The sequence below is a fragment of the Arthrobacter sp. BC5 genome, assembly GCF_056680255.1.
This window is the reverse complement of record NZ_CM155273.1, coordinates 2,215,132-2,230,538: the sequence shown is the minus strand read 5'-3', so window position 1 is coordinate 2,230,538 and position 15,407 is coordinate 2,215,132. Positions and strand designations below refer to the sequence as shown.

8 protein-coding genes are annotated in these 15,407 nt (G+C 70.3%); 2 read left to right on the top strand and 6 right to left on the bottom strand.

The genetic code is table 11. The annotated features are described in order from the left end of the window. Positions 1-177: 177 nt before the first annotated feature. A complete protein-coding gene (locus AC1MFI_RS10385) occupies positions 178-1,272 on the bottom strand; it encodes a YlbL family protein (RefSeq protein ID WP_479816682.1) in 1,095 nt (364 codons plus the stop codon). A 419-nt stretch (positions 1,273-1,691) separates the two neighbouring features. Between AC1MFI_RS10385 and AC1MFI_RS10380 the strand changes: the two genes are divergently transcribed. Then, positions 1,692-3,110 (top strand): zinc-dependent metalloprotease, encoded by a 1,419-nt coding sequence (locus tag AC1MFI_RS10380; RefSeq protein ID WP_479820847.1) that lies wholly within the window; start codon positions 1,692-1,694, stop codon positions 3,108-3,110. Positions 3,111-3,176: 66 nt separating this feature from the next. On the opposite strand, the gene AC1MFI_RS10375 is transcribed toward AC1MFI_RS10380, so the two are convergent. Genes AC1MFI_RS10375 through nudC form a run of 3 tightly spaced genes read right to left on the bottom strand, consistent with a single transcriptional unit; the run spans position 3,177 to position 6,803 of the window. Then, positions 3,177-3,752, bottom strand: coding sequence for a M48 metallopeptidase family protein (locus tag AC1MFI_RS10375; RefSeq protein WP_479816681.1), 576 nt, complete (start codon positions 3,750-3,752; stop codon positions 3,177-3,179). Then, complete coding sequence (locus AC1MFI_RS10370) at positions 3,739-5,847, bottom strand: ATP-dependent DNA helicase UvrD2 (protein ID WP_479816680.1); 2,109 nt, start codon at positions 5,845-5,847, stop codon at positions 3,739-3,741. The genes AC1MFI_RS10375 and AC1MFI_RS10370 overlap by 14 nt, the downstream gene beginning before the upstream one ends. Next, entirely contained in the window at positions 5,847-6,803 is a 957-nt protein-coding gene (gene nudC / locus AC1MFI_RS10365) for an NAD(+) diphosphatase (RefSeq protein WP_479816679.1), read from the bottom strand. Before nudC ends, AC1MFI_RS10370 begins: the two co-directional genes overlap by 1 nt. Before the next feature lie 162 nt (positions 6,804-6,965). On the opposite strand from nudC, the gene AC1MFI_RS10360 reads away from it, so the two are divergent. After that, entirely contained in the window at positions 6,966-8,495 is a 1,530-nt protein-coding gene (locus AC1MFI_RS10360; protein ID WP_479816678.1) for a phosphotransferase, read from the top strand. A 132-nt stretch (positions 8,496-8,627) separates the two neighbouring features. Here the strand turns inward: AC1MFI_RS10360 and AC1MFI_RS10355 are convergent, their stop codons facing one another. Both AC1MFI_RS10355 and AC1MFI_RS10350 read right to left on the bottom strand, forming a co-directional pair. Then, positions 8,628-12,059, bottom strand: a complete 3,432-nt coding sequence (locus AC1MFI_RS10355) for an ATP-dependent helicase (protein ID WP_479816677.1) — start codon at positions 12,057-12,059, stop codon at positions 8,628-8,630. Next, positions 12,056-15,394 (bottom strand): ATP-dependent helicase, encoded by a 3,339-nt coding sequence (locus AC1MFI_RS10350; protein WP_479816676.1) that lies wholly within the window; start codon positions 15,392-15,394, stop codon positions 12,056-12,058. The genes AC1MFI_RS10355 and AC1MFI_RS10350 overlap by 4 nt, the downstream gene beginning before the upstream one ends. Positions 15,395-15,407 lie beyond the last annotated feature (13 nt).

The window sequence follows — 15,407 nt, the reverse complement described above, 5'->3', positions numbered from 1 at the left end:
CGCTCCCCAGCCCGACACGGGCAGCAGACAGCGTGCAGTCACGCCCTTCGTGTTTTCATTCTGCCCTGTTCACGCTCAGCCGGACCAATTAGGTTCCCGACTGCCGCCCGGCGCCGCGGGATCGTCACCCAACCGTGTCCTCGCGGAGGATCGGCCGGCCGCCGTGGAGCCTCCCGGTCAGCAGGAGGGCACCGTGGCGGGATCCCCGTCGGCTCCGAGCGTCTCGACCGCCTCCACGGCGTCGTCGAGCGTCTCGACCTTCACCACGGTCAGTCCGTCGGGGATGTTCCCGACGACCTCGCCGCAGTTCTCCGCCGGGGCCAGGAAGAACTCGGCACCGCTGGAGCGGGCGCCCACCAGCTTCTGGGCGATGCCGCCGATCGGGCCTACGACTCCCGCCGAATCGATCGTGCCCGTTCCCGCGAAGTGACGGCCTCCGGTGAGGTCTCCCTCGGTGAGGGTGTCGATGATCCCGAGGGCGAACATCGTCCCTGCGGACGGTCCGCCGACGTTGTCGAGCTGGATGGTGACGTCGAAGGGGAACTCGAACGTGGAGGCGAGCACGACGCCCAGCTGGTATCCGCCCTCCGGCGACTCCCTGGGTGTCACGGCGACGTCCAGCGGTGCGCCGTCGCGGACGATGGAGAGGGAGGCAGGTGCACCCCCGGCGTCGTTCAGCGCGGAGCGCAGGGTGCCGATGTTCTCGATGCCTTCGCCGTCGATCGTGCGCAGGATGTCGCCTTCCTGCAGGACGCCCTCCGACGCCGAGTCGGTGGCGAATCCCGCGACGGACAGTTCCTCGGTGTAGTCGATGTCCTCGTGGGCGAGTGCCGCTGCGATCGCGGACTCCTGCGACGACGTCATCGCGACGGCATTCTGCTCCTGCACATCCGATGAGGTGGTTCCTTCCGGATACACCAGTTGCTCGGGCAGGACGTTCTCGTTGGGGTTAGCCCAGGCGCGGAACGTGTCGAGGACGTTCACCTGTCCGTTCGGCCCACCGCTCACGAACACCGTGGTGAGGTCCAGTTCTCCGTCCGGGGGGAAAGTCTCCCTGCCCTCCACCTGGATCAGCGGCCGGCCGTTCACCTCGCCGATCGTGTTGAAGGTCGGCCCCGGCGACTCGATGACGTAGGGCGACGGCAGGAGGACGGCGGCGGCGCACAGGACGACAGCGAGGCCGCCGGACACGGCCATCGCGCGGAAGCGCGGATCCCTCGGCCGCGTGGGCTCTCCGGGGCTGTAGGTCTCGACGTGGGCAGGCTGCGTCACTGTGCTTCTCTCTGTCGGGCGCCTCGGGCGCGTGCGGCGGGCGCTCGGACAATGGACGCCGTACCGCACCCCTAGGGTAGACGCTTTCATCGACGCCGTTCCTGGTGGACGGCTGCAGGGTTCCTGCACTCGGCCGCCCGCGCTCTCCACCTCATCATCGTGCCGGGGCGTACCCGAGGGGACCCCCGCCGCCGTCCGGCACGGCTTGGTCCGGCCCGGCTTTGCCCTCAGCGAACGGTGCATGGCGCGAGGGACACCGGCGAGGCCGGGCCGGTAGCGTGTCTTCCACAGCCGGCAGGAGTGGTTTCGCCCTCCCGCCGGACCCGCCAAGCTACTCCCCAGGACCGGTGGTATCAGTGACCAACCCATCCAACCCCTCGAACGGCGACGACGACACGCCCCAGGACCCGCTGTCCGAGATGCTGTCGAAGATGTTCGGCGGCGGGGGCGGTGGATTCGATCCCCAGGAGATTGCCAAGGCGGCCGGACTGCCCTCGGACCCGGCAGCGATGGCGATGATCATGCAGCAGGTGCAGGCCATGTTCTCCACGCCGAGCGAGGGGCCGGTGAACTGGCAGATGGCTCATGAGCAGGCGCGCCGCGTCGCAGCGTCCGACAGCGACCCTTCGGTGACGCCGCTGCAGCGGCGCAGTGTCGATGAGTCCCTGAAGCTCGCCGAGATGTGGCTCGATCCCGTGACGGATTTCCCGAGCACCGGTCAGCTGGGGCGCGCCTGGTCGCGGGCCGAGTGGGTCGAAGCCACCATGGCGACGTGGCGGCGCCTCACCGAACCCGTTGCGACGAGCATCGCCAAGGCGCTCTCCGACGTCATCTCGGAGCAGCTGCCCGAGGAGATGAAGTCGATGATGGGTATGATGGGTATGATGGCCGGCCCCGCCTCGATGCTCCAGAACGTCGGCGGCGCGATGTTCGGCATGCAGCTGGGCCAGGCCGTCGGCGCACTGTCCAAGGACGTCGTCGGTTCGACGGACATCGGCGTCCCACTGGCCGACGGGCGCATGGCGCTGCTCCCCGCGAACGTCGCCGCGTTCGGGGAAGGGCTCGACATCCCTGCCCAGGAAGTACAGCTGTTCCTCGCCGTCCGCGAGGCGGCCCACGTCCGCCTGTTCACGCACATCCCGTGGCTCACGAGCCACCTGCTGGGCAGTATCGAAAGCTATGCCAGGGGCATCCACATCGACATGGGCAAGATCGAGGAAGCTGCACGCGACATCGATCCGACCAATCCGGAGAGCCTTCAGGGCGCCCTCTCCCAGGGCGTCTTCATGCCCGAGCGGACACCTGAGCAGGATGCCGCGCTCGTTCGACTCGAGACGACGCTCGCCCTGGTCGAGGGCTGGGTCGACGAACTGACGGCCGCGGCGGCCGCCAACCTGCCCTCGGCGGGTGCACTGCGCGAGATGGTCCGGCGCCGACGGGCTACGGGCGGACCGGCCGAGCATGCGTTCGCTTCGCTCGTCGGGCTGGAACTGAGGCCCCGCCGCCTACGTGACGCCGCCGCCCTGTGGTCGCTGCTCACGTCGGAACGCGGGATCGAAGGACGGGACGCCCTGTGGCAGCACCCGGACCTGCTGCCCACGGCCGAGGACCTCGACGACCCGGCGGGCTTCTCGGAGCGCCGGAGGCTCATCGAGTCCTCCGACGCCGACGTCGACGCCGCCCTCCAGCGCCTTCTCGCCGGCGACTTCGAACCGAAGGACGAGGATGCTGCGGACGTGGATGGGGTGGCCGGGGACGGCGCCGCCGAGGATCCCGGCAGCGAGGATCCCGGGGACGAGCACGGACCGGGAACGAGCGGCGGAGACACTCCCCGCTGACCACAGCGGGTTTCGGGGGCCGGAACGGCCCGTCGAGCGCCTGGTTCTCCAGCCCTCGACGGATCGTCAGATGCCGTCCTGCCCGCCGGACAGGTTGTGATGGGCTGCGAAGGCCGCGCCCTCGAGGAAGGCCTTCGCCGTCTCGGTCCGAGGATAGGCCGTCAGCAGCCTCCAGAACACGGCGTTGTGGGACGGCTCGATCAGGTGGGCCATCTCGTGCAGGATCACGTAGTCGACGACCCACTCGGGCATGCCCTGCAGTTTGTGGGACAGGCGGATGGTACGGCGTGCCGGTGTAGCGGAGGCCCACCGTGAATTCTGGTTGGTCACCCAGCCGATCGTGGCCGGCACTCCCCTCCCGCCGAGGTACTGCTCCGCAAGCCGCTCGGCCCGCTGGAGCAGCCCCGGCACGGGCTGGTCGTCATCGATGGCGGGGGCGGCGAGGTATTTCGCCGACATCCTCTCGACCATCCGCGCCACCCAGTGGCGCTCCTGGCTCACCGAGAAATGACCGGGGATGGACACCCGGATCACGCCGTCGCGGATGTCGGCGCTGACCGTCCGCTTCCGCCGGGGCGACCGCCGTACCTCCACCGGCAGCCGTGCCGGGTCGCGCGATCCGCCTGCGTCAGGAGTTGTCACTGATGATCTCGAGGACGGCGTCACCGTAGCGCTCGAGCTTCGACGAGCCGACCCCGGCCAGCTCGCCGAGCTCGTCGAGCGTCTGCGGTCTCGCCTCGGCGATCGCGACGAGCGTGGCATCGGTGAAGACGACGAACGCCGGCACGTCCTTCTCGCGGGCCTCTACGAGCCGCCAGGCGCGCAGTGCCTCGAACGTCTCCTCCTGATAGCTCACGGGGCAGTCGTTGCAGCGCCCGATCTTCCGCTCGGAGCCCGTCAGCAGCGGGCGCTTGCAGACCCGGCAGACGGCCGGCGCGGATGACTTGCGGGATGCCTTGACGCGCGGCTGGCGGAACGATGCCTGCCCGGCACTCGCCGGACGGAGTGCGTCGAGGAACCGCGAGGGCTTCCTGCTGGCCCGTCCGCCCGGTGAGCGGGAGGTGGACCACGACATCGACAGGTGGACCCGTGCGCGGGTGATCCCGACATACAGCAGCCGGCGTTCCTCGTCGACGGCTTCCTGGGTGTCGGCGAACGAGATGGGCATGAGCCCCTCGCTCAGCCCGACGAGGAAGACGGCGTCCCACTCGAGCCCCTTGGCGGAGTGCAGGGAAGCGAGGGTGACGCCCTGCACCGTGGGCGCGTGCTGCGCGGCCGCGCGTTCCTCGAGTTCTGCGACGAACGTCTGCAGGGTGAAAGCCTCCGGCCCCCGGACCCTGTTGAGTTCGTCCGCGAGACCGACGAGGGCCGCGAGCGACTCCCATTTCTCGCGGACGGCCCCGGAGTTCTGGGGTGCGACAGAGGTGTAGCCGAGGGACGCCAGGACGTCGCGCACCTGCTGGGGTACATCCTCGTCGCCCTGCGTGCGTGCCGCGGCCCGGAGCTGCAGCAACGCATCGCGCACCTCACGCCGTTGGAAGAACCTCTCCCCGCCACGCAGCTGGTACCCGATGCCCGCGCTCGCCAGCGCCTGCTCGTACGCCTCGGACTGGCCGTTGGTGCGGTAGAGGATCGCGATCTCGCTCGCCTTCACGCCCTGGTCGAGCAGCACCCCGATGCGCCGCGCGCATTCCGCGGCCTCGGCCTCGTCGTCACTGCATTCGGTGAAGACGGGCTCGGGGCCGGGGTCCCGCTGCGCGATCAGTTCCAGGGGCGCCGACCAGGTGGTGCCCACGGCCCGCCTGTCGGCCTCGCTGCTCCGCGCCGCCAGCAGCGTATTGGCTGCGCGGACCACCTGGGGAGTGGAGCGGTAGTCCCTCACCAGCCTCACCACCTGGGCGCCCTCGTAGCGCTTGGTGAAGTCCAGCAGATGCCGTGACGTAGCCCCCGTGAACGAGTAGATGGTCTGGCTCGCATCACCGACGACGCACAGCTCCCTCCGCTCCCCGAGCCACAGGTCGAGGAGTCGCTGCTGGAGAGGCGAGACGTCCTGGTACTCGTCGACCACGAAGTGGCGGTACTGGGCCCGCACCGTGGCCGCCACCTTCTCGTCCTCCTCCAGGATGGCGACGGTGGTCAGCAGCACGTCCTCGAAGTCGATGAGGTTGCGGTCGATCTTGAGGTCCTCGTACGCCGAGAAGATCCTGGACACCGTGATGAGATCCATCCCCGCCGGCTCCGCGCGGCCTGCCGCTGCCGCAGCGTACCCGTCGGGTGTCAGCATCGACACCTTGGCCCATTCGATCTCCGCCGCGACATCCCGGATGGCCGCGCGGTCCGTCGACAGACGCAGGCGACGCGCCGACTCCGCGATGAGCTGGGCCTTGTGGTCGACCAGCGCCGGAAGGGGTCCGCCCACGGCCTGGGGCCAGAAGTACTGGAGCTGTCGGAGGGCAGCCGCATGGAAGGTACGGGCCTGCACTCCCCCGGCCCCGAGGTCGCGGAGCCGGGTGCGCATCTCCGCCGCCGCGCGGGCGGTGAAGGTCACGGCGAGCACCTGCTGCGGTTTGTAGACGCCGGTGTGCACGCCGTAGGCGATGCGGTGGGTGATGGCGCGGGTCTTTCCCGTACCGGCTCCAGCAAGCACGCAGAGCGGACCGGTGAGGGTACTCGCGACCGTCCGCTGTTCGTCGTCGAGCCCCTCGAGGATGCTGTCCTCGAGCAGTAGTCCGGACACTAGGGACGCGCCTCCGAAGGCTCCTCGTCCAGCGGGCCGCCGTACCACCTCTCGATCAGGGAACGGGCGATGGAGACACCGCCGGCGACGGCGATCTTCTCGTCCCGCACCTCGGCGAACAGCTGCTCCCGGGTGAACCACCGCAGGGACCGCATCTCCTCACGGTCCGGTACGGCATCCGTGGTGAGGGCCCGTGCGGTGAAGCCGAGCATCAGCGATGCGGGGAAGGGCCAGGGCTGCGACCCGAGGTACTGCGGGGACTCGATCTCGATGCCGGACTCCTCGCCGACCTCGCGGATCACGGCGGCCTCGAGGGACTCGCCGGGCTCGACGAAACCGGCGAGCGTGGAGAACCGGTGCTCGGGCCATGCGACGGCGGACCCGAGCAGCAGACGGTCGTCGTCGTCGATCACGGAGACGATGATCGCCGGATCGGTGCGTGGATAGTGTTCAGATTCGTCGCTGGGGCACTGGCGGACCCACCCGGCCGCGCGCACCTCCGTCACCGTGCCGCACCGCGGGCAGTGGGTGTGGGTGGCATGCCAGTTGGCGATGGCGGCCCCCTGGACGAACAGCCCCGTGTCCCGGGCGTCGAGCGATGCCGCGACCTCGCGCAGGCCGATCCATTGGTCGGCGGGCGCCAGAGCGGCGTCCTCCGCCTCGAAGACGGCGAGGACCACCTGCATCCCGGCATCGGCCGCACCCTCGTTGATACGACCGAGGTAGACCAGCAGTTCCGGACGCTCCACCTCGGACGGCGCGACCAGCCGGAGCCCGCCGCCCACGACCGGCGCCTTCCCCCGGGCGAAGGGCAGGACCCCCGTGCTGTCGGAGCCCCACAGGGCGTCGAGGAGGTTCTCGGTGGTCCTCGCGTCACCGTCCCGATCGGAATCGACGCGTGACAGCGGCAGCGATCCGAGGGGAGGCAGCACAAGGGTCCGGAGGGAATCGGTCATGCATCTACGGTACGGTCTCGCTCTCCCAAAACACATTCTGCGAGGCCCTGGTGGAGGAGTAGTGCATCACCGGAAACGAGTGGTGCATCTGGCGACTCGCCGGACCGGAGTGGGCGGGCGACGCGGGGACGCCCTACGGTGGATCTTGTGAAACGGACACCCATGGAACTTGCCGCCATCGCCAGCGCCGCAGTACCTGGCCTGGCACCGACGGGCGTCGCCGGCGCTCCCGACGACGCCGCCGATTTCGATTCCGCGCTGCTGGTCGACGACGCGGGAAAGCAGTGGAGGGTCCGCTCGCCCAGGCACGCGGAGGCCAGCATGCGCCTCGAGACCGAGCTGCAGGCCCTGCGCGCCTTCACACCCGCGATCAAGGCGGAGCTTCCCTTCCTCATCCCGCACATGGCCGGCAGTGTCCGCCAGGGTGAGCTCAGTACCTTCGTGTACTCGCACCTCGCCGGGACGACCCGCCCACTCGACACGCTGACCGCGGGTGGGCGCACGATGGCCCGGGAACTCGGGCGTGTCATCGCTGCCATCCACGAACTGCCGCAGGACATGGTGCAGCGCGCCGACCTGCCGAGCTACGAAGCGAACGAGTACCGCCAGCGCAAGCTGAACGAACTCGACCAGGCAGCGACGACCGGAAAGATCCCGGCGATCCTGCTGCGCCGTTGGGAGCATGCCCTCGAGGACGTGGCACTCTGGCGCTTCAGTCCGACCGTGGTGCACGGCGACCTGCACGAGGACCATCTCCTGATCGCCGCCGGCCGCGTGTCCGCCGTGACGGGCTGGACCGATCTGTGCATCGGCGATCCCGCCGAGGACTTCGCCTGGCTTGCTGCAGCCGAGGACACCGGCTTCGTCGACGCCGTCCACGAGGCGTACGCCTCGGCCCGATCGACCGCCGTCGATCCCCACCTGTCCCGCCGCGCCGCGCTCGCCGCCGAGTTCGCCCTCGCGCAGTGGCTGGTGCGCGGCGTGGCGCTCGAAGACCGCGGAATGGTCCACGAGGCCGAGGGCATGCTCGCGACACTCGAAGCGGATGTGGAGGCCATCGAGCGTGAACAGCATGAGGCGGCCGAGCGTGCTCGCCGCGCGCACGAGGAACGCCTCGAATGGGGCAACGAGCTCGGTACCGACGACGACCTCTACGTTGCGGACGATGAGCACCATGTCGTGCACGGCGACCGGGAGGACCGGACCGGGGGCAGCGCCCCAACGATCGACGTTCCGGCGAGGAGACAGAGCACGCTCCATCCCGACTCCCCGGACGGAGCGACGGACGAGGAGAGTGCCCCTGGTATGGCGCGAACCCGCGAGGAAGCGCCTGTCGCACCCGCTGCAGGACAGGACGGTACCGGCGCCGACCGGTCCCCGGGGACCGGTAGCCACGCCTACGACCCGCATGGAGCCTCGGACCAGGAGCACCGTCGCCCGGTCAGCCAGCCGTCCGGACACGGCTCCGACCATTCGGGCAGCCAGGGGGATCGCCCCGCGCTGCATCACGGCGATGACGACCACGGGACGCCCTCGGGGTCGTCGCTGGCCTACGCCCGTCTGACAGCGGGACGTACCCGGCCCGCGAACACCTCGTCGAAGGTCACGCTCCTGAGGAACGGCGAACCCGGCGCGGGTTCCCCGGACGACGTCGCGACCTCGGCCCTGCCCATCGTGTCCTTCGGCAGCTGACGTCCCGCCGGCTGTCGTCCCGGGCAGCTGACGAAAGCTCCTGCCGTTGCCGCATGCAGCCGCACCGTGTTCCCTCATCCCCGAGGGTGCCGCGAGTGCGGCGGCCGCCGGCTTCCACCTTCCGCGGGGCGATCAGGCCGATCCCGCTGCCGCGATGATCCGTTCCAGCTCCGCTGCGTCGGCGAGGTCGTGCGGCCGGACCACCAGGTCATCCGCCACGTAGAAGAACGCCGCACGCACCTTCTCGAGCGGAACGTCCTTCAGCCGTGACCAGGCGAGCCGGTAGACGGCGAGCTGGACGGCCTTGGCCGAGCGCCGGTCGGGCGCGGGCGGGCGACCCGTCTTCCAGTCGATGAGGTCCCAGCCGCCGTCGGCGTCGCGGAACACCGCATCGATCCGGCCGCGCACCACGATGCTGCCGATCTTCGTCTCGATCGGCGCTTCGATGGCTGCGGGTTCGCGAAGGGCCCATTCCGACTGCTCGAAGATCGCGGCCATCTCCTTCAGGCCGAGCGTCTCGTCGACATGGGCATCGGCGCCGCCGGGGTATTCGCCGAGGTCGAGCATCCCGCCGGACCCGTAGAACTCCTCGATCCAGGCGTGGAACGCGGTTCCCTTGCGTGCCGCCGAACCGGGACGCCGCGGAAGCGGGCGCCGCAGTTGCTGCATCACCGCATCGGGGTCCTCGCGCAGTTCCACGAGGGTCGAGGCGGAGATGTGCGACGGCAGCGTCAGCGGCATCCGTTCCTTCTCCCGGGCCTGCCGGGCCAGCGCGAGCCTCACCTCTCGCCCCCAGCGCCCGCCGTCGACGTCGACCTCGAGTGCGGGCGCAGCGGCCTGTTCGAGGACGGCCCGCGCCGCCTGTTCCAGGGCGGGGCGCCGCTTCCCCAGTGGGTCGAACGGCCACGACGCCCGTTCGGGGGTGGCATTCGCCGGATTGGCATCACCTTCGTCCTCCTCCGGAAGCCACTGCGGCCTGAGGAAGCCCCCGGTTCCGGCCTCCGCGAGCGCTACGAGGTCCACCAGGTACGGCGAGGGCGCGGACGGCCTCGACCGCCCGCCACCCCAGGCCGACGAGGTGCAGACGAGCGAGTGCTTGGCGCGGGTGAAGGCGACATATGCCAGGCGTCGTTCCTCGCGTTCGGCGTGCACCCTTGCCTCGTCGGTGAACTCCTTCTCGCTGGCCAGCCATTCCTTCTGGTCCTGCTGTTCCCAGTCCCACTGCGGCAGTTCGGGTGCATCCCCGCGCAGCGGCCAGGGAATGGCGGAGTCGCCGCTGCTCCAGCGCGAATCCTTGCCGCTGGGGAAGGACCCTTCATTGAGGCCGGGCACGAACACGACATCCCACTCGAGGCCCTTCGAGGCGTGGACGGTCAGGAGCTGCACCGCGTCCCTGCTCGCCTCGAGCTGCGTCACGGGCAGGCCGTCCTCCTCCTGGTCCGCCGCCTCGAGCCAGGCGAGGAACGCCGGCAGGTCGACGCGCTCGGCGGTGGACACGAATCCTGCCACCGCCTCCGTGAAGGCGTCGAGGTTGCGTCGCGCCTCATGGATGCTCACCCCCGGTTTCGCGGCTACCTCGATGTCCAGCAGGATGGTGCGCTCCACCTCCCCGATCATGCTGCCGAGGTCGTCGCCCACGAAACTCCGGAGCATGCGCAGCTCCTGGCGGAGGGCACGGAGCCTGTGCCGCGCCGTGTCGCTCAGCGCCCTGCCGGAGGAGGACACCCAGTCCGACGGCGGCAGGTAGTCGACGGCCTCGACGAGGCTCCCGGCTTCGGCGAGGTCGGGGGCGACGACGGCGTCCCTGCTCTGCTCGGTGTCGAGCTCCTCCCCTGCCGCACTGCCGTGGCGGAACATCGCCTCCCGGGTCCGGGCGAGGTGGCGGGACCAGTCCCCGAGCGCCATCAGGTCGGCAGGTCCCAGGCGCCACCGCGCACCGGACAGGAGCCTCAGCATCGAATCCGAGCGGTCGGGGTCGCCGAGCACCCTCAGGGTGGCGAGCAGGTCCACGATCTCCGGGGTGCGCAGCAGTCCGCCGAGGCCGACCACCTGGACCGGGACACCGGCGCGCTCGAGTTCACGACGGATGGGGTCGAACTGCTTGCGTCCGCGGCAGAGGACCGCCATGGTCGGCCGGAGCGGTGCGCCGCCGTCGTCCGACTCGAAGCTGCGCCGGCGCTGTCGCAGGACCTCCCGCGCAATGGCCTGCGCCTCACTGGGTGTGGGTCCGGGTTCGGTACCCGTGGTGCCCTCCGGCCCTGCTTCCCCCGCCCTGACGGGGGCATCGGTGAGGAAGCGCCCCAGGAGTACCTCGCCGAGCGGGGCACCGGGTCGCGCGACGAGGCCGGGGACATGCTGGACGGAGCTGTTCCGGAGCCACGGCGCCGGCACATTCAGGGGCGCCGACACGGTGTTCGCCGCCTCGAGGATCGACGTCGCGTTCCGCCATGCGACGGACAGGTGCGCGATGTCCGACGGCGCGCGGCCGTCCGTGGTCACCCTGGGGAAGGCCGTGCGGAACGTGGCGAGCTGCCCGGCCGAGGCTCCCCTGAAACCGTAGATCGACTGGTGCGGGTCACCGACCGCGGTGACCGAACGGCCGTCGGCGAACAGCCTCGAGAACAGCACCATCTGCGCATGGGAGGTGTCCTGGAACTCGTCGAGGAGCACCACCTTGTACTTCTCGCGTTCGAGCTCCCCCGCCTCAGGGATGTCGCGGGCGATCCTGGCCGCCAGGGACACGAGGTCCCCGAAGTCCAACTGGCGGCGCGCGAGTTTGGCTGCGGCGTAGCGCTCGGCGAGTTCGGTCACGGTGATGCGGGTGCGCAGCTTGTTCAGCAGCTCGTGCACCTTCTGCGCGGCGGCCCTGCCGGAGCCCGCGACGTACGGCTGGGCCACGACGTACTCGACATGGCGTCGGAGTTCGTCGCGCACCCTCGCCGGGCTGACCAGGTGCTCCGCACACTCTCCCGCCATGTCGAGCACCCCCTTCACGAGGGTGCTCTTGGCTGCGGTGAAGTGCTCCCAGTCGCCGTCGTACGCTTCGACCACCGAGGAGGCGAGCTGCCAGGACTGCGCGGTGCCGAGCATGACGGAATCGCGTTCGACACCGATCCGCAGACCATAGTCCTGCACGATGCCGTTCGCGAAGGAGTGGTAGGTGGAGATGGCCGGATCGAGCCGGTCCAGCGCATCCCCGCCCGTGGAATCCGGACCGTCCTGTGCGAGGGAGGCGTACAACTGCGCCAGCCGCTGACGGACACGGGAGGCGAGCTCCCCGGCAGCCTTCCGGGTGAAGGTGACGCCCAGGATCTGCTCGGGGCGTACCAGTCCGTTGGCGACGAGCCACACGACTCTGTCCGCCATGGTCTTGGTCTTTCCGGACCCGGCACCGGCAATGACCAGGAGGGGCTCCAGGGGTGCTTCGATGACGCGGGCCTGGTCCTCCGTCGGATACTGCACGGGAGCATCCGGGTCCGTGTGGAGCAGTTCCGCCAACTGGCGTGCCGAGTACCGGGATGTGGACTGCGGGCCGGTTGTCGGAGTCGATGCCGTGGCGCTCACTGCTGCGTCACCTGCTTTCCTTCCTCGCACAGCGGGCAGATCTCGGGCAGGCGGCAGCCGCTGCCCCCGAAGCCCGACCGCCGCGGGTCGTGGATGGTGTCGAAGGTCGCGGCCGCCATCAGGGCTGCGGCGTCCTCGATCATCGTGCGCGCCCAGGTGTCCTCGGGACCGACCGGCGGTTGCACCTGGATCGGAACCCCCTTGGACTTCGTCCCCAGCTGGACCAGCGAAGCGCCTCCCGGCACCGCAGACCCGGCAGGCGCAGTGGTGGCTCCGTCGTCCGTGAGGGCTGCACCCGCCGCAGCGTCAGGAGCAGCGCCACCGGTGCCGCCATCCTGCAGCGCACCGGACGCCACCGCCGTCTGGTAGGCGGCGAGTTGCGGGTGCCGCTCGATGTCCGCCACGGCGGGGGTGCTCTTGCCCGTCTTCAGGTCGACGACCACGAATCGCCCGTCCCCGTCGATCTCGAGGCGGTCGATCTGCCCGCGCAGCCGGGCGATCCGCTGGGTCCCGTCCATCTCGACCTCCAGGTCCACCGAGAAATCCACCTCCGTGGCCTGCAGGCTTCTCCCGTCCTGGCGCATCGACAGCACGTAGGCGGCGAGCTTGCGCACCATCCCCTCTGCACGCCTGAAGTCCGCCTGCCCCTCCCACGTGTCCCTGATACCGAGTTGCGGCCAGCGCCGTTCGAGTTCACGAACGTACTCGCTGCCGGTCGCCTCCGGCAGGTCCTGCGCGATCTGGTGGACGAGCGTACCGAGGGACCGGGCGAAGTCGGTGGTGCGTTCCCCCCCGGCAGCGGACACGAACCAGCTCAGGGGCGAGGTGAGTACGGAGTCGACCTTGGACGGCGATACCGGGATCGGCTGGTCCTGCGGGATCACGGGTTCCTCGCTGCTCATCCCCAGGACCCCCCACCACTGCGACGGGTGCGCGCCCGGTACCGGCGGCTCGAGCACGGCCATGCGTCCGAGGTGCTGGACGGCCTCCCGCGACAGGGCGGGGCCGGCCTGCGGGTCCTGCGCGAACTTGCGCAGCTCCGCGACCAGGGCGCGCAGGGTGACCGGTCGCAGCACCTCGGTGCGGGGCCGTTCGGCCATCCCGGGCGGTAGGGGATCGAGCACGTCGAGGAACTGGGAGGCCTGCTCGTCCTGGGAGGAGACGGCGCAGCAGACCAGTTCGCGGGTCGCCCGGGACACGGCCAGCGAGAAGGTCCGCAGCTCGTCGAAGCGGATGTCCTGCAGCAGGGTCACCGGATCCCGGGTGCTGCGGAAGGACTCGCCGTGATCGAGGAGGGCCCGGAGCTCACCCGAGCCGAGGAGTTCACCGCGCAGCCGGAGGTTGGGCCAGACGCCGTCCTGGACGCCCGCCACGATCACCAGCGGCCAGTGCCTGCCGGCGGCGCTCGCCGGTGTCAGCACCGACACCGACGCCTGGCGACTGGTGCGCTGGGCCAGCGTGTCCATCGGGATGTCCTGGCTCAGAATGTAGTCGAGGAAGAGCTCGGGATCCGCGCCGGGCAGCTGCTCGACGAATCGCTCGGCCGTATGGAAGAGAGCCATCATCGCGTCCAGGTCCCGATCGGCGCGCGTGGAGGAGGGCCCCTCGGACAGTGCCGCTCCAGACCACTGCTGCGCGAGCCCGGAGGCCGACCAGAGCGCCCACAGGACCGTCTCCGGGTCCCGCGCGGGGTCCGCGGCCGCGGCTCTGCCGGCCTCCAGCATGCGGTACAGGCGCCGGACCGGGGCACCCTCGGAGGGCAGGGCGGCGATCTCCTCGGGAGCGGAGAACAGGGCCGTGAGGAGTTCGTCGCTCGTGCGGCCGCCGCCCTGCTGCAGTTCCGTGCGGCGCAGGATCTGGCGCAGTCGCCGGAGGTCGAGGCTGCCCGCACCGCCGATCCTCGAGGTGAGCAGCGAGATGCACAGCTCCGTGTCGAGTTCCGCACGTCCGACGGCCACGGCGTAGAGATCGAGCAGGGGGCGGACGGCAGGCTCCTCCCGGATGGCGGTCTCTGCTGCCGGCACGTTCACGGCGATGCCCTGTGCCGTGAGGAAACGCTGGACTGCGGACACCTGCGCGCCGTTGCGCACGATCACGGCGATGTCGTCGAGGCTCCGCTCGCCGAACAGGTGGGCTTCGAGTACCCGCTGCGTGATGAACCGCTGCTCGTGGAAGACACTGTCGAGCACGTGGGCGGAGACCGCCGGACCGTGCGTCGGTGGGCCGTCCTGCGGGCCGCCCTGCCGTTCGTCGGCGAGGACGTCCGGGGGGACTGCCCGGTAGGACGTGCTGACACCGCTGGTCGCGATGCGGCCGGCGACGTTGCCCCACGCCTCCGCAAGCCGGCCCTGCATCGTCAGCGACCCGGGCAGGGTCACGGTGGTCAGGCCACTGCCCCGGCGGAAGAGGGTGGCGAGGCGCCCCGTCAGTTCGGGACGGGCACCGCGGAAACCCTGCGCCACCGTATCGGGGCAGGAGGTCACGACGACATCGGTGCCTGCTCCGATGAGTCCCAGCAGCGCATGGACCGCCGGATTGGCCTCCTGGTAGTCGTCGACGAGGACCAGCTGCAGTCTCTTCCGTTCCCTGTCGAGGAAGTCCCGGTCCGTCTCGAGGATCTCCCGGGCGGCGGTGAGGATCCCGGCCGGATCGAAGGCCTCGGGCATCCGGAGGTCGAGGACGTCGCGGTATTCGCGGTACAGTGCGGCCGCCGCCACCCAGTCCGGCCGGTCGAACCGCTCGCCCCAGGCCGCGAGGTCCTCGGCGGGTACGCCGTACTCGCTCACGCGGTCGAACAGATCGCGGATCTCCTGCCGGAATCCCCGCGTAGGCAGCGCCAGGGCGAGGCCCGACGGCCAGTCGAGCCCGGGCGCACCGTCGCGGCCGTGTCCGGAGAGGAGCTCCTTGATGATGAGGTCCTGTTCCGCGCCCGACAACAGCCGTGGAGCCCGCGGAATGGTGGGCGTCCTCCCCTCGGCCCTGGCCCGGCGGATGAGGTCGAAGGCGTAGGAGGCCCAGGTGCGAGCGGGCGCCGTGCTGATGCTGCGGTCGAGCTTCGCGGTGAGTTCGTCCCGCAGCCGGGTCGCCGCAGCACGGGTCGGAGCAAGCAGGAGCAGCCCCTCCGGGTCGAGCGAACCGGCCTCGACACGCCGGACGGCGAGGTCGGTGAGCAGTGAGGACTTCCCGCTGCCGGGAGCACCGAGGACCAGGACCTGACCGGTGATGTGCTGCAGTGACTCGAGGACGGCGTCGTAACCCGCCCGGGCCGTCTGCGACGGCACGTCCGGCACCTCGGGGAAGGACGCCTGCGGAGCATCGTGGAGGGTACTGGTCATGGATCAAGACCAT